This window comes from Pseudomonas sp. BR20, from assembly GCF_050780135.1.
In the GTDB taxonomy this organism is placed as follows: Bacteria; Pseudomonadota; Gammaproteobacteria; order Pseudomonadales; family Pseudomonadaceae; genus Aquipseudomonas.
In genome coordinates, this window is sequence record NZ_CP172012.1 from 5,364,586 (window position 1) to 5,391,122 (window position 26,537).

Below are 26,537 nucleotides of genomic sequence, written 5' to 3' on the forward strand. Positions count from 1 at the left end.
CAAAAACCGCCAATAGTCTTTATCAAAAGCACGGGTATATGAATATAACCCGCAGGCCTAGAATCACTTCCGCCAACCAAGGCATTGTGATTAACACAACAGTGATTAACAACGTAACAGCCCCCACGAAGGCACGTTAATCCGAACTAACCAACCCTAAGTTACACACGTGGCCTCACAAGGGCCCCGTGGCCCCTTTCGCCCTGAAGAAGGTAAGTAAAGAAATGAAAGCTCTCGTAGTTATGGCCCTCAGCAGCTTGTGCGCCACCGCCGCCCTGGCCGACGAGGCCCCGACCGAGCTGGCCGGCCAGAACGCCCCGATTGTTGAGGATTACACCTACAGCACCAAGCTGGATGTGGCCAAAGTATTGTCCATGAGCACGATTCCGGAAGTTTGCGAAGTTGTACCGGTGAAGATGGAATATGAAGATTCCCAAGGTCAGCGTCATATCCTTAATTACCATGTCATGGGTAATGGTTGCTCTAACGGATAACAACTTCGTTAGTTAGAACAGACCCGGATCTTATTCGCCGCAAGAAATCGCTCTTGCGGCAAAGAACCGGCCCCAGGCACGACACGCGGTAAAGGTGGAAGGGGCTTGCTCCCGATAGCGGTCGTCACTCAGCCCAGGCCCTCCCTTCCTGCCCTCAAAAAGCCCTCCTCTCCCCCCCACGATAAATAGCCCACCGCCCGTCAAAAATTTCCTACCCCATCAACCCCCCGCAAACCCTCACTCTGGCTCAAATAGCCGCCTTTTTGTCTCTGATCCGAGACCATCCGCCGCAACACAAAGCCGAATTTTTCCCTATAATGCGCGGGTAAATCGGGCCTGCAATATCCCTTTACACTGGGACGAAGAGCCAAACCTTGAGCCCGCGCGGGAGCATGCACCTGTCGCTCCGCCCCTCAAGCCTCACGCAGAGCACCCGTTACCCAATTCCGTTTAATGCCTGCGCTAGCTGTTGCAACAAACGATTCCTTAAGATCCACCGCGGCCCTGGGGCCGTGTGAACACCCAACCATCCGGTTTCACACGGGCACCTTTGAGCCCTCACGCAGGAGACGACACGTCATGCTGAGCTGGGACGAATTCGACAAAGAAGAAGACGGCGAAGTAGCCACCAAAGGCGCCAACGCCGGCCACGCCACCGAAGCCAACATGGACCGCCTCGACGGTGCCGGCGCCGCCGCCGCCATCGAAGCCCGCGCCGTCACCGCCAGTGACTCTGCCGCCATCGTGCGCGCCAAGGCTGCCTTGGACAAACTCGACGTCGCCGAAGGCCTCGCCGAACTCGAAGGCGCCTCCGCCCGCGTCGCCGTTGACGAAAAGCGCATGATCAACTGCCGCGCCGACCTCAACCAGCTCGTGCCCTTCAAGTACGACTGGGCCTGGCAGAAATACCTCGACGGCTGCGCCAACCACTGGATGCCGCAAGAGGTCAACATGACCGCCGACATCGCCCTGTGGAAAAACCCCGAAGGCCTGACCGACGACGAACGCCGCATCGTCATGCGCAACCTCGGCTTCTTCTCCACCGCCGACTCCCTGGTCGCCAATAACCTGGTCCTGGCCGTCTACCGCCTGATCACCAACCCAGAGTGCCGCCAGTACATCCTGCGCCAGGCCTTCGAAGAAGCGATCCACACCCACGCCTACCAGTACTGCATCGAATCGTTGGCCATGGATGAAGGCGAGATCTTCAACATGTACCACGAGATCCCATCGGTGGCCAAAAAGGCAGCCTGGGGCCTGAAATACACCCGCTCGATCTCCGATCCGAAGTTCGAAACCGGCACCGTCGACACCGACAAGGAACTGCTGCGCAACCTGGTCGCCTACTACTGCGTGCTGGAAGGCATCTTCTTCTACTGCGGCTTCACCCAGATCCTGTCCATGGGCCGCCGCAACAAAATGACCGGCGTGGCGGAACAGTTCCAGTACATCCTGCGCGATGAGTCGATGCACCTGAACTTCGGTATCGACGTGATCAACCAGATCAAAATCGAAAACCCACACCTGTGGGATGCCGAGATGAAGGAAGAAGCGACCCAGATGATCCTGCAAGGGACGCAGCTGGAGATTGAATATGCGCGCGATACCATGCCGCGTGGGGTGCTGGGCATGAATGCGGCGATGATGGAGGATTACCTCAAGTTCATCGCTAACCGTCGTCTGTCGCAGATTGGTTTGAAGGAAGAGTATCCGGGGACGACTAACCCGTTCCCTTGGATGAGCGAGATTATGGACTTGAAGAAAGAGAAGAATTTCTTTGAGACTCGGGTTATTGAGTATCAGACGGGTGGGGCGTTGAGCTGGGATTGATTCCTTAGCACAGCAACACCAAGAAGCCCTGACTTGTTCGGGGCTTTTTTATGCGAGCTCACTAAAGATTCTCCATACAAAGCAACGAATTTACCAAAGTAGCTGACCTATAAATCCTTCTGGATCGTAGGAAATTTCGTAGACTCGATAGTGGCTACTCAGTATCGTCCGAGGGTTTTCTACCCTCGGCGGCTGTATGGATACTACGAAAGACAAGACGGACTGGAGCGACGCGGAGCTGGCAGCTGCGGTCGAGGCGTACCTAAAGATGTTGGCCTGGGAAAAGAACGGCCAACCGTTCAATAAAGCCCTCGAAAACCGCCTTCTGCGCGAAGGACCGGTGGCAGGCCGTGCAAAGGGCTCCATCGAGTTCCGCATGCAAAATATCTCCACCGTGCTTGTGCGTATGGGCTGGGACCGCATCGAAGGCTATAAGCCTGCGAAGAACGTGGGCACAGGCGTGGAACAACGCATCCGCCAAGCGCTTGCCGCGCAGGGTGTATTCGAATCCGAAGACGCCGCCCAAACAGCAGACGAGCAAACGCTTATCCGCCGTGCGTCCAAACTGCAGCAGCAACCTTTCACTCAGCTACCGGACGGCATTGCCCAGCCGCAGAAGGTCTCGACCGTCAGCACTGCTTTTGTTCGCGACCCAAAGGTACGCGCCTGGGTACTGAAAGAGGCCGAGGGCATCTGCGAAGGCTGCGGCGCTAACGCGCCGTTTGAGGTCGACGGTTTGCCATTTCTCGAAGTACATCACGTCAAGCACCTGGCCCAGAAGGGTTCGGATCGCATCACCAATGCTGTAGCCTTGTGCCCTAATTGCCATCAGCGTTGTCACCGGTCGAGTGACCGGGAGGCTTTCACCGAGGGGCTTTACGCCAAGGTCGGAAGATTGGCACGGGAGTAGACTCCTGCTGTCACACCTGATGCACGCTCAAAAAAATACTAGATAGGACCGAGGCCAACCCGTGAACCCAGACATGCTCGAAGCCGGCCCTGTGGATGCCAAAGTACTTTCCGTCTTTGACTTCGACGGCACCCTGACCCACCACGACAGTTTCGTGCCCTTCCTCAAGTTTGCCTTTGGCACCGGCGAGTTTTATGGCCGGATGGTCAAGCTGGCGGTGCCTGGGCTGCGCTTTTTGGTGAGGCAGATCAGCCGGGATGAGTTGAAGGCGCAGTTGATCCGCACCTTTATGACCGGGGTGGAGAAGACGTGGGTGCAGCAGAAGGCCGAGGAGTATTGCCAGCGCAATTGGGCGCGATTGATGCGCCCGGCCGGGGTGTTGTCGGTGGAGCAGGAGTTGGGTTCAGGGGCAGTGGTGACGCTGTGTTCGGCGTCGCCGGCGTTGGTGTTGCAGCCGTTTGCCGATCGGCTGGGGATCAAGTTGATCGGCACGGAGCTAGAGGTGGTCGACGGGGTGTTGACCGGCAAGCTCACCGGGAATAACTGCCGGTGTGAGAATAAGGTGCTGCGGCTTGAGGCGGTGTATGGGGACCTGGGGGAGTATCGGCTCCGGGCCTGGGGCGATACGCGTGGGGATCGGGAGTTGCTGGCGGCGGCACAGGATGCGCATTTTCGGCATTTTCATGCGAAGAAGAAAAAGCGGGCTCGGTTGCAGCGGTGATGCGGGTAATTGGGATCGGCTGGAGAACCGAGTCGATCCCATCGCTGCCTCGCTGAGGCTCGACACCTCCCACATTTGATCTTTGGCGGGGCTTAGAGCGGCGTCTTTAGGTCTACGCCCAGCGCCGTGGCGAAGGCTTTTACCAAAGGGCTTCTCGGCGCGTTGTGGCGCAGGATCAGGTTAAAAGCAGTGCTCAGGTGGACGTGCTCCGGGCACAGTGCGCGCAGGTGCCCTTCCCTTACCAGCGATGCGGCGTAGTGCTCGGGCAGGAAGCCGATAAACCGGCCGGTCAGCACCAGGATGGCGACCGCTTCAACCTGAGAGGCTGAGGCGGATTGGCTGTCGTAGTTGACGAAATTAGTCTTGTCGCGATGGATCGCATACCGATGGTTGACCACTTCATATTGGCGCAGCACCTCGGGTGTAATGTCGTTCGCGGTGAAGAGCGGGTGTCCTACGGCGCAGTAGGCGTGGGCCTTTTCTTCGTACAGCGGGAAGTAGTCGAATTCTTCGCGGCGCTGGTAGACGGGGACGATGCCGACGATCAGGCGCCCTTCGACCACGCGGCGCCGGCCAGCATGTTCTATGCGTTGGGCACGCTTACGGCGATAGGCGGAACCTTGTGCTTCCTGAGCGGACGGCGGGTTGCAGGTTCTTACTGATATTTGCGCGGGTTCCCGCTATTAATAGCGAAACCTCTCACGGACCCGAGCCCCATGAAATTCGACACGGCCTACAGCCTGAGTCTCGATGACAAGCTGTCGATCTATGACGTACGAGACCTGAATTTCGACGAAACCGCTGCCTACGATTCCGACCAGGACAGTTTCCTGTGCCCCAACGATGCCTGTCGCGCCGCCTTCGAAGCAGGCAATGTGCTGAGCACGTTCAACGCCAAGAACGTCAACTACCAACGCACCCCGCACTTCAAAAACACGCCGAGCACGCGGCATATCGACGGGTGCCGTTATGCCAGCCTCCACAAGGGTGCAGCAGGCGAAAACGACGATGAGCGTGAGGATAATTTCCCATCGGAATTTGTCCTGACCCGTCGTACGTACGAGCGTAAAACCGCGGTGGGCGGCACCGAGGGGCGGGTCCTACAAGATTCAGCGAAAACACCCTCAACCGGCAGCGGCGAATCTGTCAGTTCCAGCGACACTACCCCGGACAAAACCAGCGTGTTCGCCCACCCGGTGGAATGTTTTGTGTCGAACATCGACGACAAGGAAAAACTCAAGCGCATGCCGCTGAAAATCGGCGAGCACACCGCGACTTACTCGGCGTTTTTCAAGAAGATCGAATACCTGCAAGACAACAAGGGCCTGATCTACTGGGGCAAGATCAAAGCGATCAAGGACTACACCAGCAGCTTTCGCATCGATTTCGAAAAGAAGGTGTGGCTCGACAAGAAGCCCTACTCGGTCAACGTCTACCTGAGCAAAAAGCTCATCGAGAACTACCGCAAGCGCAAGGCGTTCCTGGAGCAGATCCGGGCGGCGGCGGACAGTGAACGGGCGTTGTATTGTTTCTTCTACGGTGTCACGCCGGAGCTGAAACAGGTGCCCAGCAAGAAGAACCCCGAGCAGACGTTCGGGGTGTTCAGCGCGAATATCGAGAACCTGGATCACCTGATCATTCGTGAGGCACCAGGGTTGGAATAGTGGGTCGATAAGAATCCAGTTGATGAGCGGTCAAAACAACTGTACAAAAACACAGTATAGTTTGCCCTCCCCCGTCGAATCCTGGAGAAACCCCATGTCCTCTCTGGCAATGAGCTCTTTCGTAGAACAGCAGATCGTCCTGCACCAATTCACCGCCAAACACAGCGTACAGGCCCGCGCGATGCTGGGCTGGAGCCGCGAAGAGCTGGCCCGCCAGGCGGGTGTGGCGGTGGATGCCATCCAACAGTTTGAAAGCCAGGGCGACGTGGGTGATGAAACCCGCCTGGCATTGGCGTTTCGGTTGGAGGCGCAAGGGCTGGTATTTTTTCCGGGGTTTGCGCCAGGGTGGGGCATGAGTGTGCGGCGGTTTGACACCGCCCCAGTCGAACCCGCTGCACACAACATTATTTCGCGGCTGATGGGCTCAACAGCGGCATCAATTGATTCACCAACGCCCCAACCGAATGGTGCGTAGAGTCCAACCGGATCACCGGACAGGTCAGTGCCGCCAACCAGGTTTCATGCCGACGCAGGCTACGTAGGCTGTGGTTGCCGTTGTCGTAGCGAGCGGCCCACGCCAGGAAAGCGACGCTGTTCTCGTGGCGACTGCCACCTTCCAGGATTTCATCACCGTAGCGTTGCACCTCCCTCATGCGCAGGCGGTGCAGGCGTTCTTGCGGGTCGAGGCGCAGGAACACCACGTGGGTGAACTGCGGGATCATGGGGTCACCCCAGCCGCACAGTGAACCGGACAGCACCCAACCTTCCAGGCCGGCGGTCTGTTCCAGCAGCAGACGGATGCGTTCATCCTTGGGCCGGGCAACGGTGAAGGGGGCGTCGGTTTGCTGCCAGTAGAAGTAGTCAGTGTCGAAGCAAGCGACGTTCAGACTCTCTGCCAAGGCCCTACCCAGGGTGGTAGTGCCGGCCCCCGCAGCACCGAGGATATGAATTCGATAGGCCATGGCTTCCTTCCATCGCATTGAGTGTATCTTTTGAAGGCGTCAGCCCTTGGGTTTGTACACGCCGACGCCTAGAGCCACCTGTTGCTCAAAGCCTGGCCCTGGAGCCGACCCACGCGGCCTCCTCGTAGCCATGGGCTACGGCAAGCAGCGTGGGTTCGGTCCAGCGGGCACCAAAGAAGTATGCACTGGCCGGCACGCCGTGCTCGTCTTTGCCGGAAGGTACCGAGATTCCTGGATAACCGGCCACTGCGACTGCAAAATAGCTGTTCGTTTCAAAGTCCGACACCACGGCATCAAGTTTTTCCCCGTCAATCAGCTCATCCACTGTGCTGCGAAAATCCTGGATAAGCGCATCCCATAGCGGCTTGCGCTCGTCGGATGTCAGGGTGGATGCGTCGATTTCCTTGAGCAGCGGTTGGTGGTCGGTGTCGCTGCCATCGCGCTTTTCATTGAACGCGATCAACTCGGAAACTGACTTGACCGGCAGCCCACCGCGCTTACCCAGGTAATCATTCAACTCACTCTTCACATCGGCAAACAATAGTTCGCCATAGCGTGATGCATCCGCCAGCCGCATGTTCACCGGTACAAGCACTGCACCTTGTGCGCGAAGCACATCAAGCGTTTTTTGAAACTGAGGGCTATTGTCCACCGGCAGGTTTTCGCCATTCGCGGAAAAGGTTGCGGGATAACCAATACGTTTATCCTTTAAGGCGCCAGGCTTGAGCAACGCGGTGTAGTCAATGCCTCGGGGGGCGTCCACATTGGCTGAATCCTGAGGGTCGCTGCCCGACATGGCGTTGAGCAACAACGCAGCATCAAACACCGAACGCGTCATTGGCCCCGGCGTGTCCTGTCGATGGCTGGCAGGAATGATGCCGCTACGGCTCAACAAGCCCACGCCGGGCTTGAAACCGACCACCCCGTTAAATGCCGCCGGGACGACGATGGAACCATTGGTTTCGGTGCCAACGGCCAACGGCGCCAAACCAGCGGCAACCGCAACGGCGGAGCCCGAGCTTGAGCCCCCGACCGATGCATCCGCTTGATGAGGGTTGAGCGTTTGCCCGCCCCGCTGGCTGAACCCATCGGGACCGCCGCGAAAACCGGCCAGTTCGGTCAGGTTGGTTTTACCCAGGATCACTGCGCCCTGCTGGCGCAGGCGTTCGACGATAAACGCGTCCTTGATCGCAGCGGCCCCCACCAACCCGAAGGCGCCTGCGCTGGTCTGCTGGGTGTCGCCCGTCTCGATATTGTCCTTGAGGAGCACGGGAATGCCGTGCAGCGGCCCTCGGACCTTGCCGCTGGCGCGTTCGCGATCCAGCTCGCGAGCAATCTCCAGCGCTTGAGGGTTGAGTTCGATGATGGCGTTTAACGCAGGGTCGTGTTTGCGAATGCGCGCTTGCAAGAAGGTGACCAGATCTTCCGATGTGAGCCCGCCCGACCTGGCCATTTGTTCACCGAGCTCACGAACACTGGCCCATTCCATTCCGGGCGGAACCGGTTTGGAGGTGTCGGAGGTCAACTGCAACCCCATCCAAGACGCCGCGTGGTTAACAAGCGCATTCACACCATAACCGATACCAAACATGAACCACCTCGGGGGAAAGTAAGAAATGACGAAGGACCACCGTTGATCCGTGCGCCAGTCTAAAAACTTCCCTCATCCCCGCCAGCATGACGTAGGCCGTTCACCTCGTAGGATTGTTCAACGCCACAGGTAGCCCATGCTATGCATTCTCCACGCAACAGGCATTGCGATAACCCTGCACCAGCGCCGCCAGCGAATCCTTCGACCATCGCGCACCGTAGAACCATAACGTCGCACCACCCTCGAGGGTCTCGCCGAACCTGGGGTAACCACTCCAGCACGCACCATGGAACGCAGCACTTTGACTGTCCGACACCAGGGCATCCAGCCGGTACTCATTTACAAGTTCATCGATTTCATTATGAGTATGCAGGTTGAACGTGAGGGTGCCGTCGACACGTTGCGCCGGTACGGGTATCAGTTGCGCCCCGGCCCGACGCAAAACGTCCAGCGCCCGCATGAAGGGCGCACGGTGTTGAATCGGTTCGTGACCATCGCCACGTCCATATCGGTCGCCATACCCCACGCGCCTGCCGGCCAATACTTGCATGCCGGCAAAGGGGCTGTTGTTCTGCACCAGAGGTACCTCCACCATCACCTGGCCCTCTGGGTCGATACCGCTCAAGGCAATCAGCATCAACGAGGGATCACGCATGGGTCTGATGGGAAGTGCCGGTACGTTATACCCGGGGATCAGGAGGCCACCATTGGGGTGGGTTTGAGGATGGGGATCGACATCAAACGCGATACGGCGAGGGGGCGCTTGATCGGTGGAAGGTCGACGGCATGAAGACGCCGAATAGGTCATATCCAGGGGCGCAGACAACGGCTGGCCCACCTGGCAAACCGCATCCGCTCGCGAAAACTTTCTGCATTTGCTGTCCATCGGAACGCCTCCCCTGAAATCATTTTCCGGGGATCATCGCATCCTTCGTCGAAGCCTGTCGCAGACCCGAAACAACTTGAAAACTCCTTTTTCGTCGCCTCTGCGCCCTCAGCTCACAAGGCGCTCTTGCGCACCTTGGGTTTCCACTTCCAGCCACCATGCACATCCACGCTCCGGCTGGTTCAAGCTGAACGCCTGGCCCATCAGCGGTGTGGTAATCGACACATTGCGCTCCCACGCCAGCGCCATGATGCGGTCGAATGGTTCGTGCCAGGCATGGAACGCCAGGTCGAAAGTGCCGTTGTGGATCGGCAGCAGCCAGCGGCCCTTGAGGTCGATATGCGCTTGCAGGGTTTGCTCCGGCTGCATGTGTACATGGGGCCAGTCGACGTTGTAAGCACCGGTTTCCATCAACGTCAGATCGAACGGGCCGTACTGTTCGCCGATGCGTTTAAAGCCGTCGAAGTAGCCGGTGTCGCCGCTGAAAAAGATGCGGCGCGTGCCGTCGATCATCACCCAGGAACACCAGAGGGTCTGGTTGGCATCAAACAGGCCACGCCCGGAAAAGTGCTGCGCCGGCGTGGCGACAAAGCGAATGCCATCCACCTCGGTGCCTTGCCACCAATCCAGCTGCCGCACCTTGCTGGCGTCGACACCCCACTTGACCAGAATGTCGCCCACGCCCAGCGGCGCGAGAAAGTAACGGGTCTTGTCGGCCAGTTGGATCACAGCCTTATGGTCAAGATGGTCGTAGTGGTTGTGGGAAAGAACCACCGCCTCCAGGGGCGGCAGCTCTTCAAGACTGATAGGCGGCTGATGAAAACGCTTGGGGCCAGCCCAACTGAAGGGCGAGGCACGCTCGGCGAACACCGGGTCGGTCAGCCAGAACTTGCCGCGCATTTTCAACAACACGGTGGAATGCCCCAGGCGGAACACGCTGTGATCAGGCGCCCCCAGCAACTGCTCGAGGGTCAGCGGTTGCACCGGGATCTGCCCCACCGGCCGCGTGCTGCGTGGTTTATGGAAGAGCATGTTCCAGAAGATACGCAAGGTCTTGCCAAAGCCACCGTGCTGCACGGGGGCGTCGTTGCTGAAGCTCCCCAGTTTCGACTCGGCAGGTTTGGGCGCCGCAGGCGAAGACTTGATACGGGTTGAGATCGTGGCCATTACCGAGTGACTCCTACGGTCCGCTCATAAGTTACACTGCACAGTGTAGTTTCAAGATTGCAACAAAATCCGCAGCAAGTAAACTACCCAGTGTAATTTACCCTCAAGAGCCGAACGCCACCCATGACTGCCCCTCAACGCGTCACCGACCGCAAACGCCAAGCCATCGTGGCAGCGGCCATCGCTGAGTTTCGCGATAACGGCTTCGAGGTCACCAGCATGGACAAGATCGCCGCCACCGCTGGGGTTTCCAAGCGCACGGTGTATAACCATTTCCCCAGTAAGGAAGAACTGTTCGCCGAAATCCTTCACCAGCTCTGGGCCAGCAGCGTCGCCCAACTCGACGTCAGCTACACCAGCGAGCGCCCCCTGCGTGAACAATTGCGCGGATTGCTGGAGGCAAAGATGAAGATGATGTCGGACGCCAATTTCCTCGATCTGGCCCGAGTGGCCATCGCCGCCACCATCCATTCACCGGAACGGGCGCAAGACATGGTCACCCGCCTGAGCCAGCGCGAAGAAGGTTTTACCCAGTGGGTACGCGCCGCTCAGGAAGACGGCCGCCTCTCCTGCACCGACCCGGCGTTTGCCGCCCACCAGATCCAAAGCCTGCTCAAGGCCTTCGCGTTCTGGCCGCAGATCACGTTGGGCCAGCCGACCCTGGATGCCGACCACCAGGCGAGCGTTATTGAGTCGGCCATCGACTTATTCCTGGCCGGCTACGAAGTCAGCGCCCCCCGCCCCCGGTAAAAATCGTTGCAGGAGCGACATTCCTGGTCGTTTTTGACGCATTCGCCCTCTGTTTTGCGCAAATGGCCTGGAAGGCCACTGATTATTCCTACGGTAATAACTGACAATATTCACAGGCCTTATCCGATCAACGGTCGATCCAGTGGCCGCGCGCCGCCGTCTATGTGAAAACCAGCTGAACCAGGAATTTATGGAAAACAGACGAGGCAAAGGGCTCTCATTTGCCCGGCGTATCTACCAGCCAAGGATCATCGGCCTGGGTGTCGGCAGCATCAGCGTCACCGGCGCCTTGTACCCGCTCTCCATGCCGGGCTGGGTCTGGGCGTTACTGCTGTTCAATGGGTTCGCCTGGGCGCATCTGGCGTACCAGCTATCCACCCGCTCGCCGTTCCCTTATCAGGCTGAACAGCGCAACTTCCTGTATGACTCGGTACTCGGCGGGTTCTGGGCGGCTGCCACGCAATTCACGCCACTGACAGCCGTGACCATCCTGTCGATGATGACCATGAACAACGTCGCCGCCGGCGGCCGGCGCCTGTTCCTGCGTGGCCTGCTCGCCCAGGGGCTGGGGATCGGCGTGGCGTGGGCGCTGTTCGGCATCAAGTTCAACCCGGACGTCAGCCTGCTGCAGGTCTACTCCTGCCTGCCCATGCTGACCCTCTACCCCATGGCCATCGGCATGGTCTGTTATCAACTGGCGATCAAGCTGTCGGAGCATAAACGCGCCCTCAGTGCCCTGAGCCGCACCGACAGCCTCACCGGCCTGCTCAACCACGGCTCGTGGAAAGACCTGCTGCACCTCAAGTTCCACAAGTGCCAGCAGCAGCAAAGCCACGCCACCATCGCATTGATCGATATTGATCACTTCAAGCAGATCAACGATACCCACGGCCATATCGTCGGCGACACGGTGTTGCGGCAACTGAGCCTGGAACTGCGGCGCAACCTGCGGGAAAACGACCTGGCCGGGCGTTACGGTGGCGATGAGTTCTGTGTGATTCTTCCGCAAATGCCTCTGGAGCAAGCGACGCAGATCATGGAGCAGATGCGCAAAACATTCGGCAATTACCGCACCCCGCACATACCGGAATTGCGCGTCAGCCTGAGCATCGGTCTGGCGGACTTCCAGCCGCGCTTCACCGACGCAGCCATGTGGCTGAACGCGGCGGACCGGGCACTCTATGCCGCCAAGGACACCGGGCGTAATCGGGTGAGTGTCAGTGACGAACGGATCGCCTGTTCCGCCTGACGTAGTCCTACAACTCCTCGCCTGAATCTTCCGTCCAACGCCATAGGCGATAGCATAATGCCTCCATTCGTCGCCTACCCAAAAATGGTCCTGCCCCTTGGGCGAACTTCTTGTCAGGCTGATCACTCTTAACCCGTTGTTCCACCCCGCTGTCAGCACAAGGAGGCTGACAATGAGCACGTCAACCGTAAGGCGAATGCCTTACGGGGGCAGGCGCATACACATGGATACTCCGAGACGCATGCTTGCCCGAGCCCCCGAACATGCTATTCAACGCCCATAAAAAAACCATCAATCACCTGCGACACACCGTGGCTTACCAAGCCAGCCTGCTGGACGCGATCGAACGCTCCATGGCAGTGATCGAATTTGATCCGCAAGGCCTCGTACTGCGGGCCAATGACAACTTCCTCAACACCCTGGGCTATCGCGCCGTGCAGATCGAAGGCCAATCCCACCGGATGTTCTGCACGCCCGCCTTCGCCCGTAGCGCCGAGTACAGCCAACTGTGGTCCAACCTGCAAAAGGGTGAACTCCAATCAGGAACCTTTGAACGGGTGGCCAGCAACGGTCAGTCGGTGTGGCTGGAAGCCAGCTACACCCCGGTGCGTGACGACACGGGCCGTGTGGTCAAAGTGGTGAAGTACGCCCTGGACGTCACCCCGCGCCTGCAGGCTGAAAGCGAGGCCAACGCCAAGTTGGAAGCCATCGGCCGGGCAATGGCCGTCATCGAGTTCAACCTCGACGGCACGATCATCACCGCCAACGCCAACTTCCTGCAGCGCATGGGCTACAGCCTGGCGCAGATCCAGGGCCAGCATCACCGCCTGTTCTGCACACCAGAGACCGCCGCGAGCTCAGCCTACGGTGACTTCTGGCGGCGCCTGAACCAGGGCGAATTGTTCAGCGGCCAGTTCGAACGCGTGGGTAAAAACGGCCAACCCGTGTGGCTCGAAGCCAGCTACAACCCGGTGTACGACGCCAGCGGGCGCCTGTGCAAAGTGGTGAAGTTTGCCTCGGACATCACCGCGCGCGTGCAACAACATGCCGCTGACGCGCAGAGTGCCGCCCAGGCCTATCACCTGTCCCTGCATACTCAGGACATGGCGGAAAAAGGCGCCGACGTGATCCAGAAAACAGCCAGCGGCATGCGTGAAATCTCCTCGGACATCGACAACTCCTCGCAGCTGATCGCCAAGCTGGGTGAGCGTTCGCAACAGATCACCACCATCGTCAACACCATTCGCGGCATTGCCGACCAGACCAACCTGCTGGCACTCAATGCCGCTATCGAAGCGGCGCGCGCGGGCGAACAAGGCCGTGGTTTTGCCGTGGTGGCCGATGAAGTGCGGCAGTTGGCGGCACGCACCAGCGGTTCCACCACGGAGATTTCCAGCATGATCGCGGTGATCCAGGCTGAGACCCGCCACGCCATCGACAGCATGGACGCGACCCGCGACCGCGCTGCCCAGGGCGTGGAGCTGGCCAACCAGGCCGGTACAGTGATCCTGCAGATTCGCGAAGGCACCAGCGAGGCGGTGCACGCGGTGAGTGCGTTTGCCAATGAGCGTGGCGCCCACTAACACTCAGTAGACCCTCGGGTTATTCATGTGTAAGACAGGTCGCCAGGACTATAGTGATTCACTGTCTTAACGTTGATGACCCGAGCCCACCATGACCCCCGACAAGCCCGAAACCGCCCCCGTCGATCACCTGCGCTTTCACCGGCGCCACGCCCACCTGGCGCCGACCTTTGGCAACGACACCTTTGCGCTCAAGGCCGAGGCCTTTGCGCGCTTCTTTGGTACACCGACCTTCCTCGGTGCGCAAACCGCGATCGTGATCTTGTGGGTGACGCTGAACGTGACCGGCATCACCCACTTCGACGTGTACCCGTTCATCCTGCTCAACCTGGCCTTCAGCCTGCAATCAGCCTATGCCGCGCCGCTGATCCTGCTGGCCCAGACGCGCCAGGCAGCCCGCGACAAAGCCCAGTCCGACGCCGACGCGCAACACCGCGAAGCACTGGCCATCGCCAATTCCGAACGCCAGGCCCAGGCCGCGCAAACCACCAAACAGCTGCTGGAATTGCTGGAGCAAAACACCCGGCTGACGGAAATGACCAAGCAACTGACCGAACACATCGAAACCCTGACGTGCGAAATGCATGAGCACTACGTAAGAAAACCCCAGTAACTGTGCGTATCCATTGTCGGAGGGGCGATGTCAGGGTTTCATCCGCACATGCCGTCCCAACTCATCAAAAAGCGTCACCACCGAACGCAACGCGCGGCAATCGGGACGCGTCAGCAGCCATAACGCCGTGTCGTGCCCCGCCAATGCGGGACCCAGGGGTTGCAGGCCATCATCCAGCAGAAAATCCGGCAGCGCCGCCACGCCCAACCCAGCCCGCACCAGTTCGGTGACCGACAACATGCTGTTGCAGCGATAACTGAGGCGTACACCGGGCAGGTGTTCGCGGCGCCAGGCCACCGTGGGGTGGTCGGGCAGGAAGTCGTCCGGCGCGATCCAGGCCAGGTCCGCCAGCGAGCGTGCGGCGTGTTGATGGGCATACGAGGGGCTGGCACACACCTGATACGCAACGCCCCCCAGGCAACGGCCGACAAGGTGCTCCGGCGGTGCCGTGGTCAGGCGCAGGGCGATGTCGGCATCGCGGCGGCTGAGGTTGGCGAAATCATTGGAGGTGCTCAGTTCCAGGGTCAGCGCCGGGTAGTCCGGCATGAACTGCGCCAGCGCCGGCAGCAACAGCCCTTGCAGCACCGAGTCGGTACAGGTCAGGCGCACCGTGCCGCTGATCACCTCGCCGCCCTGCTCCACGCCGATGCGCGCCGCTTCCAGCGCTTGTTCAGCACGTTCGGCCTGCTGCGCGAGGTTGCTGGCGAGGCTGGTGGGCAGGTAGCCGGCGCGGCTTTTTTCAAACAACGTCTGGCCCAATGCGCCCTCCAGCCGTCGCACCGCGCGGAACACCGTGGACACATCCACCCGCAACAATGCCGCCGCCCGCGCCAGGGTGCCGCCACGCACCAGGGCGAGGATCAGCGACAGGTCGGGGTAATCGATTTGATAGTGCGTGGCTGCATTGAGCATGTGGGCAAACGCCAATATTGATTGCGTACGCGCCAATCTATAGTGCACATCAGGACACCACAAGCCATGGGACGCACACGATGAAAGCCACCACCCTGCACCTCGCCCTGATCGGCGATTACAACCCCGATGTCATCGCGCACCAAGCCATTCCCATCGCGCTGCAACGGGCCGGTGAAAACCTCGGTGTGCAGGTTCATCTGCAATGGCTCGACACCGACACCCTCACGCCCACCACAGAACTGCACGGCTTCGACGGTTTCTGGTGCGTGCCCGCCAGCCCCTACCGCGACACCGACGGCGCATTGCGGGCGATACGTTTTGCTCGCGAACAGCGGCGACCTTTCCTCGGCACTTGCGGCGGTTTTCAACACGCGGTGCTGGAATACGCCCGCAACGTACTGGGCTGGGCCGATGCCGAACATGGCGAACTGGCGCCAGGCGCTGAACGCGCAGTGATCACGCCCCTGAGCTGCGCCCTGGTAGACGCCAGCGACAGCCTGCGTTTGACGCCCTACACGCGCATCGCCGAGGCCTACGGCCGCCTTGATATCGAGGAAGGCTATCGCTGCCGCTACGGCATAAACCCCGAATTCGCCGACGCACTGCTCGAACGCGAGATGATTCCCAGCGGGCATGATGCGGCCGGCGATCTGCGCGCGGTGGAGTTGCTCGACCATCCGTTCTTCGTCGCCACGCTGTTCCAGCCTGAACGCGCGGCCCTCAAGGGCATCACGCCGCCCCTGGCGATTGCCCTGCTCAAGGCGTGCCAGGAGCAGTGCGCATGATCGCCACGACACCCGCCCCACCCTACTACGCAGTGATCTTCAGCTCATTGCGCACCGACGGCGATCAAGGCTACGGCCAGGCCGCCGCCCGCATGCTGGAGCTGGCTCGCGATCAACCGGGGTTTCTCGGGGTGGAATCGGCGCGGGAGGATGGCCTGGGGATTACCGTGTCGTATTGGCGCAGCGAGGCCGCGATCCTGGCCTGGAAGCAGCAGGCCGAGCATCGGGCGGTGCGTGAACAAGGACGCGCCACCTGGTACTCGGCGTTTCAGACACGGGTGTGCAAAGTGGAACGGGCCTACACATTCCAAGGCCAGTAACCGTCGTATCGCCTGGCTCTCTGTGGCGAGCGGGCTTGCCACAGAAAGCTCGCTTACCGCCTATGCCGTCTAGCTCACCAGACTGCGCAGCGCACTGATCTGTGGAATCTCCACCCGTTTCATATACACGCGCAGCGGTTCGCTGATGTTGATGCGGTCGTCGATATTCTGGTCGAGCAGCAACTGGATACGCTCGCGCGACAGGGTCATGGTCTGCTCGGGGGCCGGCAGCCAGACAAATTCAGCGGTGGGGATGATGCCGTCGTCGGCCACGTCCATGCCGAAGGAATCTTCGCTGAAACGCACGATGTACTGGCCGGTCTTGCGGTTGAGACCAACAAAACCGTGGAGTTGGTCGGCGGCCTGGCAGATAAGCTCGGAGGTGATGCGCATGGTAAACCTCACTGAAAAGTCCCACAGGGACTGGAAAGATGGTTTACACGCGTGGCGGAAAGTACCGTCCTCTAGCGGGACGGCTGCGAGCAAGAATACTGCAATGCCACGCAAAAAAACCGAGGAAATTGGCACATGCGCACGTTAATGTCGGTTTGGTGATGGCGCCTTTCGCAATCAATTGTTAAAAAGGAGGCCTTCTCAAAGCTACCTCCACGAAAGGACTTCGCATATGCCTGTCACGTTTTCCAAGAGCGCCCTGCTGCTCGCACTGGCGCTTGGCTTCGGCCAGGCACAGGCTGCCGAACCGATCAGCCCGGCTGAATTGGCGACAAACGAAGGCATTCCCTACCCCGCCGTGATCGCTCACCGTGGCGCGTCCTACGACGCGCCGGAATCCACCGCCGCCGCCTACAAAGTCGCGCGCGACCTGGGTGCCGACTACCTGGAAATGGACCTGCAGCGCAGCAAGGACGGCGTGCTGTTCGCCCTGCACGACAACAACCTGCAGCGCACCACCGACGTGGCCACCAAGTTCCCCGAGCGCAAAGACGCCCCGGCCAATGAGTTCACCTGGAAAGAACTGCAAACCCTCGACGCCGGCAGCTGGTTCAACGCCGCCTACCCGGACCGCGCGCGTCCTGGCTTCGTCGGCCTGAAGATCCAGAGCCTGGACGACATCATCAAGATCGCCGAAGGCAACCCGCAGCACAAACCCGGCCTGTACATCGAAACCAAGGAGCCCAAGCAATTCCCAGGCATCGAAACCGACCTGAAAAACAAGCTGCTGGATAAAGGCTGGTTGAGCTCCGCCGGCTCAAAGCTGGGCAAGAGCAACACCGGCGTCGGCCAGGGCAAGGGCCGTGTGGTGCTGCAGACGTTTGAAAAAGACAGCTTGAAAGAGCTGCAGAAAGAAATGCCGAACACCCCGAAAATCCTGCTGCTGTGGGTTGGCCCGGGCAGCATCGAGCCGAAATCCACGCAGACCTTCGCCGAATCCGGCGAAACCACCAAGGCCGCCTACTACGCCAAGCAAGAGCCAAAAGACGCCGCCGAGTTCGAAAAGTGGGTCGACGAAGCCAAGAGCCTCGGCGCCATCGGTACCGGCCCATCGGCTGAGCTGACCGACCACGGCGACCAGAGCTATACCGACCTGGTGAAGCCTGAAATGAACAAGCTGACCCACGACAAGGGCCTGCTGGTGCACGTCTACACCGTGGATGAACCGGTCGACTTCGAAAAGGTGATGAAAGCCGGCGTCGACGGCATCTTCACCAACCGCGCCGCCGAACTGCTGAAGTTCTACAAACGCTGGCCGTCGTCCAGCGTGCAAGACCTGCTGAACGACTACAAGTACTGAGAGCGTCGCGCATTGGTGTCAGTGCGCCATTAAGGATGAGTTAAGTTGCGCCGGTTAATCTGGCGCCACTTAAACAGCTCACCGAAGAAGGACACTCACTATGAAAACCCTGACCGCCCTGTTCGCTGCCACCGCCCTGACCCTGACCGCCGGCCTGGCCCAGGCTGATGTTCGCCCGGACCACATTGAAGGCCTGCTCAAGTCCGGCGCGGTGATGCCTTTCGACAAGCTCAACGCCGCTGCCGTGGCCAAACACGCCGGTGCCACCATCCACGACACCGAGCTGGACCACAACAACAGCGGCGTACTGGTCTACGAAGTTGAGCTGACCGACACCGCCGGCAAGAAGTTTGAAGTCAAGCTCGACGCCAAGACCGGCGCAGTGCTGGAAGACAAGCAAGACACTTGAGTTGACTCCTTAAGTAAACGCGCCACCTTCGGGTGGCGTTTTTTATGGGGCGCATCAAAACGTCATCTAACTGTCATACCACCTTGCAATGATTCGCCCACGCGAACCTGTGAAACGTCCTACAGGCGCTTTCTCTGCGAGCCTCCATGAACCACAGCCTCGACCACAGCCACCAGGATTCCGATCTGTTTGGCTTGCTTTACGGTTTTCGTTTTCGCCCCGGTGAAAAGGGTGAACAGATTGATTCGGCCACCGCGCTCCAGGCCTTGCAGCAACCCGCCGATCCGGAAGAGTTCCTATGGCTGCACCTGAACCTGGCCCACGCCGCCTGTGAGCGTTGGATGCAGGCAAACCTGGATTTGCCCGAAGAATTCTTCGAAGCCCTGCACGAAGGCTCGCGCTCCACGCGTATCGAACACGTCGACTCAGCCCTGCTGGCGGTGGTCAACGACGTGGTGTTCAACTTCAGCAGCATGGTCTCGTCGGATATTTCCACGCTGTGGGTCTGCGCCCGCAGTCGGCTGTTGATCAGCGCACGCCTGCAACCCTTGCACTCGGTGGACAAGTTGCGCTCGTCGGTGAAGGCCGGCGAACACTTTCGCTCGCCGCTGGAACTGCTGGTGCACCTGCTGCGCGACCAGGGTGAAGTGCTGACGCAGATCGTGCGCAAGACCAGCATCAGCGTCGACCATATCGAGGACCAGTTGCTGTCCTCGCGCCTGTCCACCAACCGCGCGGAACTGGGGGCGGCGCGCCGGGTGCTGGTGCGCCTGCAACGCCTGCTCGCGCTGGAGCCGGGTTCACTGCTGCGCCTGCTCAACCGCCCGCCGCAATGGCTGCAAAAGGAAGACGTAAAGGAGTTGCGCAAATCCACCGAGGAGTTTGCGCTGATCATCAACGACCTGACGGCGCTGGGCGAACGGATCAAGCTGCTGCAGGAAGAGATCGCCGCCAACCTCAACGAGCAGAGCAGCCGCACGCTGTTCACCCTGACCGTGGTGACGGTACTGGCGTTGCCGATCAACATCATCGCCGGTTTTTTCGGCATGAACGTGGGCGGTGTGCCGCTTTCCCAGGACCCGGAGGGGTTCTGGATTCTGGTGGCGCTGGTGGCGACCTTCACATTGATTGCCGGGCGCTGGGCGTTTCGTAAGTTTTCAAATTGAAATGCGACAATTTTGGGAGCGGCTTGCCCCCGATAGCCCCCCGATAGCCCCCCCGATAGCCAGTTATCTACACAACGTTGGCTCAACGCTGAACGCCTGGCAGACAGGGCTGTTGTGGCGAGCGGGCTTGTCCCGCGTTGGGCTGCGAAGCAGCCCCAAACCCAGCCTCTACAGAGTGTCTGATACACCGCGTTCTTCTTGACTGGGGCTGCTACGCAGCCCAACGCGGGACAAGCCCGCTCGCCACAGGGAGATGTGCCTGGGTCTGAAACGTTGTGTAGATACCCTTGGCTCCCCAGCGATTTATAGACCAGTGACACACCCAATTACCTAAACAATGACTTGCGGCAGCATCGCTGTAACATTCTGCAACGAACATGAACGGCATCCTCTCCACACGGATGCCCCGGCATGGCCACCCCTTCCCTGACTGCCTCCACGCACTCATCCTCCGTCGATTCAAAACCGCGCTTGGACAAGAAACCCGGCCTGGTGACAGTGATCGTTTTCTTCGCCGTGCTGGCCATGGGCCTGTTGTTTACCGCCTACAGCCTCATGCACGACATGCACGAAATGGGCGCCCAGCTCACCACATGGACACCGTTCCTGCTGCTGGGTGTGGCGCTGTTGATCGCCCTGGGTTTCGAGTTCGTCAACGGCTTCCACGACACCGCCAACGCCGTCGCGACGGTGATCTACACCAACTCGCTGCCGCCGCAGTTTGCGGTGGTGTGGTCGGGCTTTTTCAACTTCCTCGGTGTGCTGCTGTCCAGCGGCGCGGTGGCGTTCGGCATCATTGCCTTGCTGCCGGTGGAGCTGATTTTGCAGGTGGGTTCATCGGCCGGTTTCGCCATGATCTTCGCCTTGCTGATCGCCGCGATCCTATGGAACCTCGGCACCTGGTGGCTGGGTTTGCCGGCCTCTTCATCCCACACCCTGATAGGCTCGATCATCGGCGTCGGCGTGGCCAATGCCTTGATGCACGGCCGTGACGGCACCAGCGGTGTGGACTGGAGCCAGGCGATCAAGATCGGTTATGCACTGCTGCTCTCGCCACTGATCGGCTTCGCCTTCGCCGCCTTGCTGTTGCTGGCCCTGCGCGCCTTTGTGAAAAACCGCGCGCTGTACAAAGCCCCTAAAGGCGACACTCCGCCGCCGTGGTGGATCCGCGGCATGCTGATCGTCACCTGCACCGGCGTGTCCTTCGCCCATGGCTCCAACGATGGGCAAAAAGGCATGGGCCTGATCATGCTGATCCTGGTCGGCACGCTGCCGATGGCCTATGCGCTGAACCGTGCCATGCCGGCCGAGCAGTCGTTGCAATTTGCCGCAGTCGCCGAAGTGACCCAGGTGGCGCTGATGAAAACGGCGCCGCTGGCGTTGGCGGGAGACCCTCGGCCGGTTCTTTCGACCTACATGCGCACCAAGGAAGCCACGCCCGAGTTGATTCCGGCCCTCGCCGCCCTCGCCGGCCAGATCGGTGACCAGGTCAAAGGCTACGGTTCCCTGGCCAAAGTTCCCGCCGAAGCCGTGGGCAACGTGCGTAACGATATGTACCTGAGCAGCGAAACCATTCGCCTGATGGACAAAGGCAAGGTCGGCAATTTCGACGCTGACACCCAAGACAAGCTGCAACTGTTCAAGCAACAGATCGACGATGCCACACGCTTTATTCCGTTGTGGGTGAAGATTGTCGTGGCCATCGCCCTGGGGCTTGGCACCATGGTCGGTTGGAAGCGCATCGTGGTCACCGTGGGCGAGAAGATCGGCAAGACCCACCTGACTTACGCCCAGGGCGCCTCGGCCGAAACCGTGGCGATGCTGACCATTGGTGCAGCGGATATGTTCGGGCTGCCGGTGTCGACCACCCATGTGTTGTCGTCGGGTGTGGCGGGGACCATGGTGGCTAATGGGGGTGGGTTGCAGATGCGGACGATCCGCAATTTGCTGATGGCGTGGGTGCTCACCTTGCCGGCGGCGATTCTGCTATCCGGTAGCCTGTACTGGCTGTTCACCAAACTGTTCTGACACAACACACATCCAACTGTGGGAGGAGGCTTGCCCTCTCCCACAGTTTGAATTGCTGTGTGTCAGCAAGTGAACAACCCAGCCATAGCTTTCAGGCGCTTCTTGTACACCCGCCGCGCCTCCAGCGCCTCCTCCAAGGTCACCGCCACAAACCCTGCCCGCTGGTTCGGCTGCATCTGCCCGATCAAGTCCAGGTCGGCACTGATCACCGTGCCGATCATCGCGTAACCACCGCCGGATACCGCATCGCGGTGCAGCACAATCGGCTCCAGCCCGGCCGGTACCTGGATCGAGCCAATCGGGTAGCAACTGTCGACGATATTCGACGGATCCGACCCCGCGCCAAACGGCTGCTCACGCGGTTCAAAGCTCAGCGCACTGCCGCCCTTGAAGCGATAGCCGATGCGGTCCGCCTCGGAACCGACCGTCCACGGCTCCGCAAAAAAACTGCTCTTGGCTCCTGCGGTCAAGCGCTCGTAATACAGCCCCGGCACCACGCGCAACGTGACATCACCGCCCACCGAGCGGCGCAACGCCATCGGCAAACTGTTGCCCGCACGTCCGAGACCGCTGGCGTTGCCGATGGGCAATTCATCGCCCTCCTGCAAGCGTCGGCCGTGGAAACCTCCGAGTGCACCGAGGGTGTAAGTGGAACGGCTGCCGAGCACCAACGGCACGTCAATGCCACCGGCGACGGCGAGGTAAGTGCGGGCACCTGCCTTGGGAAATTCGAAACGCAGCACCTGCCCGGCACGCACCTGGAACGCGGTGTCCTGATGAACCACTTCACCGTCGAGGCGCGGCGACATCAACGCACCGCTGAGCGCGACCAGGGTATCTCGTTGAAACTCCAGTTCCGGCCCGATCAAGGTGCACTCCAGGCCGGCCGCACCCACCGGGTTACCCACCAGATGGTTGGCTGCACTCAAGGCGTATTGGTCCAATGCACCCGATGGCGGAATGCCCAGGTGGTAATAGCCTTCGCGGCCCAGGTCCTGCACAGAGGTGGCGAGGCCGGGTTTGAGGACCTTGATCATGCCAGCGCCTCCTGCAGAGTTTTCGGATAACCAATGGGGTCGGCGAGAAACGCATCGAGGGAAAATTCCACCGGGCGAATGCGCAGGTCGAAACGGCCTGCCTCCACCTCGGCAACGGCCAGGTCGTAGGCGTCCCGGTCGATGGGTTTGAATTGCACAATGTCACCCGGCCGGAAGAACACCATATGCGCCTTGAGGTAGGCCAACTGCTGGGCCGGGTCGTAGATCGGCGCCGGGGTCACGCCGAACATCTGGTAGCCGCCGGCGCCGCGCACCGAGTAGATGCAGCCGAAGCAACCGCCATGGCCGAGGGTCAGCTTCGGCGTGTCGGTGCGCGGGCGCAGGTACTTGGGCACCTGCAACTGCCGCTCGCGCTCGACCATCTGGAACATGAACGGCAAGCCCGCGACAAAGCCGACCATCGAGACAAACCACGGCGCGCCACTGTGGGCGGCGATAAACGCTTCGACATCGGCCAGGCCATTGATGCGGGCGGCGTATTCCAGGTCGGTGGCGCTGGGGTCTTGATGGCGGTCGCGAAACCGCATCAGGGTTTCATGGGTCCAGGGGTCGTTATAGAGCACCGGGATTTCGATGATGCGTGTGTGCAGGGTGCGTTCGGCCACGGCCTGGGCTTCGGCGCTTTGCACAGCGTCGAGCAGCACATGGGGGGCGATGCGGTCGGGGTCGAAGCGAATCTGGAACGATGCATTGGCCAGGCACACATCCAGCACGCCGTCCAGCGCCAGGCGCTCCACGGCACGGGTCACGGCCATGCCCTTGAAAAAAGCCTGCAGGGACATGCTCTCGCTGACTTCGGCAAACAGGTGCTCATCACCGCCGAAGCTGTAGCGGATGGGGGACGTTTCAGCCATGTCTGTTCCTCTTGGAATCGTTATAGAAAGGCAGGCAAAAAAGTAAATGTACGATCTTATTCGGGTGTTTTGACGGTGATGCCGGCCTGGTCCAACGCTTCACGGGTGGCTTCCACCAACTCCAGCGCGCCGGGGGTGTCGCTGTGCAGGCAGATGGAATCGAATTCGATAAACAGGTCTTCGCCTTCTACGGTACGCACCAGCCCCGTCTGACACGCCCGTAGGACACGGGCCGCGACCGTGGCCGGATCCAGCGCACGTACGTTGCGGGTAAACACAATGGAGCCGGTCAGATCGTACTCACGGTCGGCATAGAATTCGCGCACCACCGGTTGCCCGAGTTCCTTGGCCACGCGCCAGATCACCGAGTTGGGCATGCAGTACAGCAACAGCGTCGGCTCGATGATCTGCAGGTTTTGTACCAGCAGGCGCGCGGCTTCTTCGTCGCGGGCCAGGTGCATGTAGAGCGCGCCGTGAGGCTTGATATGTTGCAGCGTCATGCCTTGGGCGCGGGCGATTTCGCGCAGGGCGCCCAGTTGGTAGAGCATGTCGTCGACCAGCTCCTGGGCCGGCGCATGGATATGCCGACGACCGAAGCCCACCAGGTCGCGAAAGCCCGGGTGTGCGCCGATGGCCACGCCCAGTTGCTTGGCGCGCGCGACGGTGCGGCGCATGGTGCCGGGGTCGCCGGCATGGAAGCCGGTGGCGATATTGGCCGAGCTGATATAGGCCATCAGCTCCGCGTCGACGCCGTCGCCGATGGTCCAGGGACCGAAGCCTTCGCCCATGTCTGAATTGAAATCCACTGCCTGCATCGGGGACGCTCCGCCAAAAGGTAATGCTCGAAAGTAGGCTGCGGCTTGACCCCTTGGGAAGATCTATTATCAGATGGCCTATCTTCTGAAAATCAGATAAAGCCATGTCCCTGACCTTGCGCCAAATCCGCTACTTCGTCGCCACCGCCGAAATCGGCCAGATTTCCCAGGCGGCGATTCACCTGAACATCTCTCAGTCTGCGGTGACCACGGCGATCAAGGAGCTGGAAGCCCTGCTTGGCGTGCAGCTATTTGTGCGCTCGGCCCAGGGCATGAACCTGACGGATGCCGGGCGGCACTTTCTCAACCGCGCCTACGTGATTGTGCGCAGTGTCGACGACGCGCTGAACAGCCCGTTGCCCGACTACCGCGCCAGCGGCGTGCTGCGCCTGGCGGCCAGCTACACGGTGCTGGGTTACTTCCTGCCGCACCACTTGCAGCGCATGGAGCACTGGCACCCGGATGTGACGCTGGAGGTATTCGAGCAGGAGCGCCAGGCCATCGAACAGGGCCTGCTCGACGGCCAGTTCGACATGGCCGTGGTCCTCACCGCAAACCTCACCCACCCGGCGATCGTCTCGGAGATCCTGTTCAACTCGGAACGTCGTTTATGGCTGCCCAGCCATCACCCATTGTGCGAACGCGGCGCCGTGAGCCTGGCGGATGTGGCGCAGGAGCCGTACATCCTGCTCACCGTCGATGAGGCCGAACACAGCGCCATGCGTTATTGGGAACAGGCCGGGCAAGCGCCCAAGGTGCGGCTGCGCACCAGTTCGGTGGAGGCGGTGCGCAGCATGGTCGCCAATGGCAGCGGCGTGGCGATCCTGTCGGACCTGGTGCACCGGCCCTGGTCGCTGGAAGGAAAGCGCATCGAAACCCTGACCGTCACCGACCCCGTCACGCCCATGAGCGTCGGTCTGGCCTGGCACCGCGAGCGCGCCTTTACCCCGGCAATGCAGGCGTTTCGCGATTACTTTCACGACGCGTTCCTGGCGCCGCAACAGCTGTCGGCGCGGCGTTAAAGCTGCGAATGCAGGATGGCCGCCAGCCAGTCCATGAACACCCGCACCCGCAGCGGCAAATGCCGTTGTCCGGCGTAGAGCAGGGACACATCCAGCGACGGGGCCGGATAGTCCGGCAGGAACGCCACCAGCTCCCCGCTCGCCAATTCTTCGCCCATGCCCAGGGCCGGGGCCTGAATAATCCCGAAACCGCCCAGGCAGGCAGACTTGTAAGCATCAGTGCTGTTGACCGTGACCCGCCCGGCCATGGGAATGCGCAGCACCTTGTTGCCCTGCACGTACTCAAACCCCGCCGAGCGTGACCCCAACGGCCGCACGTAATGCACCAGGTGGTGATCGGCCAGGTCGGCCAGGGTCTGCGGCACGCCGTAGCGTTGCAGGTAGGTGGCGCTCGCGCAGTTGATCATCGGCATGCTGCACAGCAGCCGCGCCACCACGCTCTGGTCCGGCTGCGCCCCCACGCGCAGCACACAATCGAAGCCCTCGGCGAGCAGGTCGACCTGGCGGTCGGTGGTGCTGATCTCCAGCTCGATCAGCGGGTGCGCGTCCATGAATTGCGGCAAACGCGGCAGGATCAAGTCCCGCGCCATCACGTTGGGCATGTCCACCCGAACCCGCCCGGCCAGTTGCGCTTCGTCCTGGCGAAACAACCCTTCGAGTTCTTCCATGTGCGCGAGCAAATCCTTGCTGCGCTCATACAGCACGCGGCCGTCCTGGGTCGCCTGCACCTTGCGCGTGGTGCGCTGCAACAGGCGTGCGCCGAGCAGTTCTTCCAGTGCCTGCACATGCTCCGACACGGTGGAGCGCGGCAGGCCCAGGCTCTCGCCGGCGCCGGTGAAACTCGACAGCTCGGTGACGCGCACAAAAGTGCGCAGCAGCTCCAGTTTGTTCATGGGATTGTTCGCCTTATTCGGCCAGTGATTCCGGTTTAGCGCTATTTATCACGTTATGAGCGGACAAATACACTTCTTCCCCCAGTCACTCACCGAGGA

27 protein-coding genes and 1 pseudogene are annotated in these 26,537 nt (G+C 60.5%); 17 read left to right on the forward strand and 11 right to left on the reverse strand.

Translation table 11 applies throughout. The features are described 5' to 3' along the window. Positions 1-224 precede the first annotated feature (224 nt). From ACHPFG_RS24710 to ACHPFG_RS24725, 4 genes are all read left to right on the forward strand, one after another. Positions 225-494 carry a DUF2790 domain-containing protein gene (locus tag ACHPFG_RS24710; RefSeq protein WP_027607759.1) on the forward strand — a complete coding sequence of 90 codons (270 nt, stop codon included), beginning with the start codon at positions 225-227 and terminating at the stop codon, positions 492-494. 579 nt (positions 495-1,073) lie between these two features. After that, positions 1,074-2,324, forward strand: a complete 1,251-nt coding sequence (locus tag ACHPFG_RS24715; RefSeq protein ID WP_024077017.1) for a ribonucleotide-diphosphate reductase subunit beta — start codon at positions 1,074-1,076, stop codon at positions 2,322-2,324. 196 nt (positions 2,325-2,520) lie between these two features. Then, positions 2,521-3,234, forward strand: coding sequence for an HNH endonuclease (locus tag ACHPFG_RS24720; protein WP_431700671.1), 714 nt, complete (start codon positions 2,521-2,523; stop codon positions 3,232-3,234). A 73-nt stretch (positions 3,235-3,307) separates the two neighbouring features. Further along, entirely contained in the window at positions 3,308-3,955 is a 648-nt protein-coding gene (locus tag ACHPFG_RS24725; RefSeq protein WP_043293519.1) for an HAD-IB family hydrolase, read from the forward strand. A 92-nt stretch (positions 3,956-4,047) separates the two neighbouring features. Here the strand turns inward: ACHPFG_RS24725 and ACHPFG_RS24730 are convergent. Next, positions 4,048-4,524: pseudogene (locus tag ACHPFG_RS24730) on the reverse strand (substrate-binding domain-containing protein); the annotation flags it as partial. A 147-nt stretch (positions 4,525-4,671) separates the two neighbouring features. On the opposite strand from ACHPFG_RS24730, the gene ACHPFG_RS24735 reads away from it, so the two are divergent. Together ACHPFG_RS24735 and ACHPFG_RS24740 are read left to right on the forward strand one after the other, a co-directional pair. Then, positions 4,672-5,619: a hypothetical protein gene (locus ACHPFG_RS24735; protein WP_184743818.1), complete on the forward strand. Its 948-nt coding sequence runs from the start codon at positions 4,672-4,674 to the stop codon at positions 5,617-5,619. Between the two features lie 94 nt (positions 5,620-5,713). Further along, positions 5,714-6,094 (forward strand): helix-turn-helix domain-containing protein, encoded by a 381-nt coding sequence (locus ACHPFG_RS24740; RefSeq protein WP_184743821.1) that lies wholly within the window; start codon positions 5,714-5,716, stop codon positions 6,092-6,094. Here ACHPFG_RS24740 and ACHPFG_RS24745 read toward each other — a convergent pair. The 4 genes from ACHPFG_RS24745 to ACHPFG_RS24760 all read right to left on the reverse strand — a co-directional run bounded on the left by ACHPFG_RS24745 (position 6,024) and on the right by ACHPFG_RS24760 (position 10,225). Then, positions 6,024-6,581, reverse strand: coding sequence for an AAA family ATPase (locus ACHPFG_RS24745; RefSeq protein WP_431700672.1), 558 nt, complete (start codon positions 6,579-6,581; stop codon positions 6,024-6,026). The two genes, ACHPFG_RS24740 and ACHPFG_RS24745, sit on opposite strands and share 71 nt — an antisense overlap. Positions 6,582-6,666: 85 nt before the next feature. Continuing rightward, positions 6,667-8,172 carry an amidase family protein gene (locus tag ACHPFG_RS24750; protein WP_431700673.1) on the reverse strand — a complete coding sequence of 502 codons (1,506 nt, stop codon included), beginning with the start codon at positions 8,170-8,172 and terminating at the stop codon, positions 6,667-6,669. Between the two features lie 139 nt (positions 8,173-8,311). Next, positions 8,312-8,827: a hypothetical protein gene (locus ACHPFG_RS24755; protein ID WP_431700674.1), complete on the reverse strand. Its 516-nt coding sequence runs from the start codon at positions 8,825-8,827 to the stop codon at positions 8,312-8,314. A gap of 339 nt (positions 8,828-9,166) precedes the next feature. Further along, a complete protein-coding gene (locus tag ACHPFG_RS24760) occupies positions 9,167-10,225 on the reverse strand; it encodes an MBL fold metallo-hydrolase (RefSeq protein ID WP_431700676.1) in 1,059 nt (352 codons plus the stop codon). A 123-nt stretch (positions 10,226-10,348) separates the two neighbouring features. On the opposite strand from ACHPFG_RS24760, the gene ACHPFG_RS24765 reads away from it, so the two are divergent. The 4 genes from ACHPFG_RS24765 to ACHPFG_RS24780 all read left to right on the forward strand — a co-directional run bounded on the left by ACHPFG_RS24765 (position 10,349) and on the right by ACHPFG_RS24780 (position 14,420). Further along, a complete protein-coding gene (locus tag ACHPFG_RS24765) occupies positions 10,349-10,975 on the forward strand; it encodes a TetR/AcrR family transcriptional regulator (protein WP_431700677.1) in 627 nt (208 codons plus the stop codon). Between the two features lie 190 nt (positions 10,976-11,165). Beyond that, the gene (locus tag ACHPFG_RS24770; protein ID WP_431700678.1) at positions 11,166-12,224 is read left to right on the forward strand and encodes a diguanylate cyclase; all 1,059 of its coding nucleotides are present in this window, start codon (positions 11,166-11,168) and stop codon (positions 12,222-12,224) included. A gap of 263 nt (positions 12,225-12,487) precedes the next feature. After that, entirely contained in the window at positions 12,488-13,807 is a 1,320-nt protein-coding gene (locus tag ACHPFG_RS24775) for a methyl-accepting chemotaxis protein (RefSeq protein ID WP_431700679.1), read from the forward strand. A 91-nt stretch (positions 13,808-13,898) separates the two neighbouring features. Continuing rightward, positions 13,899-14,420 carry a DUF1003 domain-containing protein gene (locus ACHPFG_RS24780; RefSeq protein WP_431700680.1) on the forward strand — a complete coding sequence of 174 codons (522 nt, stop codon included), beginning with the start codon at positions 13,899-13,901 and terminating at the stop codon, positions 14,418-14,420. A 30-nt stretch (positions 14,421-14,450) separates the two neighbouring features. On the opposite strand, the gene ACHPFG_RS24785 is transcribed toward ACHPFG_RS24780, so the two are convergent. Continuing rightward, on the reverse strand, positions 14,451-15,332 hold the full coding sequence (locus tag ACHPFG_RS24785) for a LysR family transcriptional regulator (protein ID WP_431700681.1): 882 nt from the start codon (positions 15,330-15,332) through the stop codon (positions 14,451-14,453). A gap of 80 nt (positions 15,333-15,412) precedes the next feature. Here ACHPFG_RS24785 and ACHPFG_RS24790 point away from each other — a divergent pair, with 80 nt between their 5' ends. Both ACHPFG_RS24790 and ACHPFG_RS24795 read left to right on the forward strand, forming a co-directional pair. After that, positions 15,413-16,120 (forward strand): CTP synthase C-terminal region-related (seleno)protein, encoded by a 708-nt coding sequence (locus ACHPFG_RS24790; protein ID WP_431700682.1) that lies wholly within the window; start codon positions 15,413-15,415, stop codon positions 16,118-16,120. Further along, positions 16,117-16,440 carry an antibiotic biosynthesis monooxygenase family protein gene (locus tag ACHPFG_RS24795; protein ID WP_131697818.1) on the forward strand — a complete coding sequence of 108 codons (324 nt, stop codon included), beginning with the start codon at positions 16,117-16,119 and terminating at the stop codon, positions 16,438-16,440. Before ACHPFG_RS24790 ends, ACHPFG_RS24795 begins: the two co-directional genes overlap by 4 nt. Positions 16,441-16,509: 69 nt before the next feature. Here ACHPFG_RS24795 and ACHPFG_RS24800 read toward each other — a convergent pair whose 3' ends face one another. Next, positions 16,510-16,833: a DUF2025 family protein gene (locus tag ACHPFG_RS24800; RefSeq protein ID WP_027605634.1), complete on the reverse strand. Its 324-nt coding sequence runs from the start codon at positions 16,831-16,833 to the stop codon at positions 16,510-16,512. Positions 16,834-17,065: 232 nt separating this feature from the next. Here ACHPFG_RS24800 and ACHPFG_RS24805 point away from each other — a divergent pair, with 232 nt between their 5' ends. The 4 genes from ACHPFG_RS24805 (at position 17,066) to ACHPFG_RS24820 (ending at position 21,796) form a co-directional block, all read left to right on the forward strand. Next, complete coding sequence (locus ACHPFG_RS24805) at positions 17,066-18,193, forward strand: glycerophosphodiester phosphodiesterase family protein (RefSeq protein WP_431700683.1); 1,128 nt, start codon at positions 17,066-17,068, stop codon at positions 18,191-18,193. Between the two features lie 100 nt (positions 18,194-18,293). Continuing rightward, a complete protein-coding gene (locus tag ACHPFG_RS24810; RefSeq protein ID WP_431700684.1) occupies positions 18,294-18,602 on the forward strand; it encodes a PepSY domain-containing protein in 309 nt (102 codons plus the stop codon). Positions 18,603-18,748: 146 nt separating this feature from the next. Further along, entirely contained in the window at positions 18,749-19,768 is a 1,020-nt protein-coding gene (locus tag ACHPFG_RS24815) for a transporter (protein ID WP_431700685.1), read from the forward strand. A 411-nt stretch (positions 19,769-20,179) separates the two neighbouring features. Further along, positions 20,180-21,796: an inorganic phosphate transporter gene (locus tag ACHPFG_RS24820; protein WP_431700686.1), complete on the forward strand. Its 1,617-nt coding sequence runs from the start codon at positions 20,180-20,182 to the stop codon at positions 21,794-21,796. A gap of 62 nt (positions 21,797-21,858) precedes the next feature. On the opposite strand, the gene ACHPFG_RS24825 is transcribed toward ACHPFG_RS24820, so the two are convergent. The 3 genes from ACHPFG_RS24825 to ACHPFG_RS24835 are packed head-to-tail and all read right to left on the reverse strand — an operon-like array spanning position 21,859 to position 24,523. Further along, positions 21,859-22,833: a biotin-dependent carboxyltransferase family protein gene (locus ACHPFG_RS24825; protein ID WP_431700687.1), complete on the reverse strand. Its 975-nt coding sequence runs from the start codon at positions 22,831-22,833 to the stop codon at positions 21,859-21,861. After that, positions 22,830-23,708: a 5-oxoprolinase subunit B family protein gene (locus ACHPFG_RS24830; RefSeq protein WP_184743861.1), complete on the reverse strand. Its 879-nt coding sequence runs from the start codon at positions 23,706-23,708 to the stop codon at positions 22,830-22,832. Before ACHPFG_RS24830 ends, ACHPFG_RS24825 begins: the two co-directional genes overlap by 4 nt. A 56-nt stretch (positions 23,709-23,764) precedes the next feature. Next, a complete protein-coding gene (locus ACHPFG_RS24835) occupies positions 23,765-24,523 on the reverse strand; it encodes a 5-oxoprolinase subunit PxpA (RefSeq protein WP_431700688.1) in 759 nt (252 codons plus the stop codon). Positions 24,524-24,627: 104 nt separating this feature from the next. On the opposite strand from ACHPFG_RS24835, the gene ACHPFG_RS24840 reads away from it, so the two are divergent. Continuing rightward, positions 24,628-25,545 (forward strand): LysR family transcriptional regulator, encoded by a 918-nt coding sequence (locus ACHPFG_RS24840; RefSeq protein WP_092488890.1) that lies wholly within the window; start codon positions 24,628-24,630, stop codon positions 25,543-25,545. Here ACHPFG_RS24840 and ACHPFG_RS24845 read toward each other — a convergent pair. Further along, a complete protein-coding gene (locus ACHPFG_RS24845; protein ID WP_431700689.1) occupies positions 25,542-26,438 on the reverse strand; it encodes a LysR family transcriptional regulator in 897 nt (298 codons plus the stop codon). The genes ACHPFG_RS24840 and ACHPFG_RS24845 overlap by 4 nt on opposite strands. Between the last annotated feature and the right edge of the window lie 99 nt (positions 26,439-26,537).

Bases quoted from the DNA above. Each gene is read 5' to 3' on its own strand.
- ACHPFG_RS24790 (WP_431700682.1), top strand. From the start codon at position 15,413: ATGAAAGCCACCACCCTGCACCTCGCCCTGATCGGCGATTACAACCCC.
- ACHPFG_RS24805 (WP_431700683.1), top strand. From the start codon at position 17,066: ATGCCTGTCACGTTTTCCAAGAGCGCCCTGCTGCTCGCACTGGCGCTT.
- ACHPFG_RS24830 (WP_184743861.1), bottom strand. From the start codon at position 23,708: ATGGCTGAAACGTCCCCCATCCGCTACAGCTTCGGCGGTGATGAGCAC.
- ACHPFG_RS24760 (WP_431700676.1), bottom strand. From the start codon at position 10,225: ATGGCCACGATCTCAACCCGTATCAAGTCTTCGCCTGCGGCGCCCAAA.
- ACHPFG_RS24815 (WP_431700685.1), top strand. From the start codon at position 18,749: ATGAACCACAGCCTCGACCACAGCCACCAGGATTCCGATCTGTTTGGC.
- ACHPFG_RS24835 (WP_431700688.1), bottom strand. From the start codon at position 24,523: ATGCAGGCAGTGGATTTCAATTCAGACATGGGCGAAGGCTTCGGTCCC.
- ACHPFG_RS24755 (WP_431700674.1), bottom strand. From the start codon at position 8,827: ATGCGTGATCCCTCGTTGATGCTGATTGCCTTGAGCGGTATCGACCCA.
- ACHPFG_RS24710 (WP_027607759.1), top strand. From the start codon at position 225: ATGAAAGCTCTCGTAGTTATGGCCCTCAGCAGCTTGTGCGCCACCGCC.
- ACHPFG_RS24825 (WP_431700687.1), bottom strand. From the start codon at position 22,833: ATGATCAAGGTCCTCAAACCCGGCCTCGCCACCTCTGTGCAGGACCTG.
- ACHPFG_RS24715 (WP_024077017.1), top strand. From the start codon at position 1,074: ATGCTGAGCTGGGACGAATTCGACAAAGAAGAAGACGGCGAAGTAGCC.
- ACHPFG_RS24735 (WP_184743818.1), top strand. From the start codon at position 4,672: ATGAAATTCGACACGGCCTACAGCCTGAGTCTCGATGACAAGCTGTCG.
- ACHPFG_RS24775 (WP_431700679.1), top strand. From the start codon at position 12,488: ATGCTATTCAACGCCCATAAAAAAACCATCAATCACCTGCGACACACC.
- ACHPFG_RS24725 (WP_043293519.1), top strand. From the start codon at position 3,308: ATGCTCGAAGCCGGCCCTGTGGATGCCAAAGTACTTTCCGTCTTTGAC.
- ACHPFG_RS24810 (WP_431700684.1), top strand. From the start codon at position 18,294: ATGAAAACCCTGACCGCCCTGTTCGCTGCCACCGCCCTGACCCTGACC.
- ACHPFG_RS24785 (WP_431700681.1), bottom strand. From the start codon at position 15,332: ATGCTCAATGCAGCCACGCACTATCAAATCGATTACCCCGACCTGTCG.
- ACHPFG_RS24800 (WP_027605634.1), bottom strand. From the start codon at position 16,833: ATGCGCATCACCTCCGAGCTTATCTGCCAGGCCGCCGACCAACTCCAC.
- ACHPFG_RS24840 (WP_092488890.1), top strand. From the start codon at position 24,628: ATGTCCCTGACCTTGCGCCAAATCCGCTACTTCGTCGCCACCGCCGAA.
- ACHPFG_RS24770 (WP_431700678.1), top strand. From the start codon at position 11,166: ATGGAAAACAGACGAGGCAAAGGGCTCTCATTTGCCCGGCGTATCTAC.
- ACHPFG_RS24745 (WP_431700672.1), bottom strand. From the start codon at position 6,581: ATGGCCTATCGAATTCATATCCTCGGTGCTGCGGGGGCCGGCACTACC.
- ACHPFG_RS24720 (WP_431700671.1), top strand. From the start codon at position 2,521: ATGGATACTACGAAAGACAAGACGGACTGGAGCGACGCGGAGCTGGCA.
- ACHPFG_RS24780 (WP_431700680.1), top strand. From the start codon at position 13,899: ATGACCCCCGACAAGCCCGAAACCGCCCCCGTCGATCACCTGCGCTTT.
- ACHPFG_RS24750 (WP_431700673.1), bottom strand. From the start codon at position 8,172: ATGTTTGGTATCGGTTATGGTGTGAATGCGCTTGTTAACCACGCGGCG.
- ACHPFG_RS24820 (WP_431700686.1), top strand. From the start codon at position 20,180: ATGGCCACCCCTTCCCTGACTGCCTCCACGCACTCATCCTCCGTCGAT.
- ACHPFG_RS24845 (WP_431700689.1), bottom strand. From the start codon at position 26,438: ATGAACAAACTGGAGCTGCTGCGCACTTTTGTGCGCGTCACCGAGCTG.
- ACHPFG_RS24795 (WP_131697818.1), top strand. From the start codon at position 16,117: ATGATCGCCACGACACCCGCCCCACCCTACTACGCAGTGATCTTCAGC.
- ACHPFG_RS24765 (WP_431700677.1), top strand. From the start codon at position 10,349: ATGACTGCCCCTCAACGCGTCACCGACCGCAAACGCCAAGCCATCGTG.
- ACHPFG_RS24740 (WP_184743821.1), top strand. From the start codon at position 5,714: ATGTCCTCTCTGGCAATGAGCTCTTTCGTAGAACAGCAGATCGTCCTG.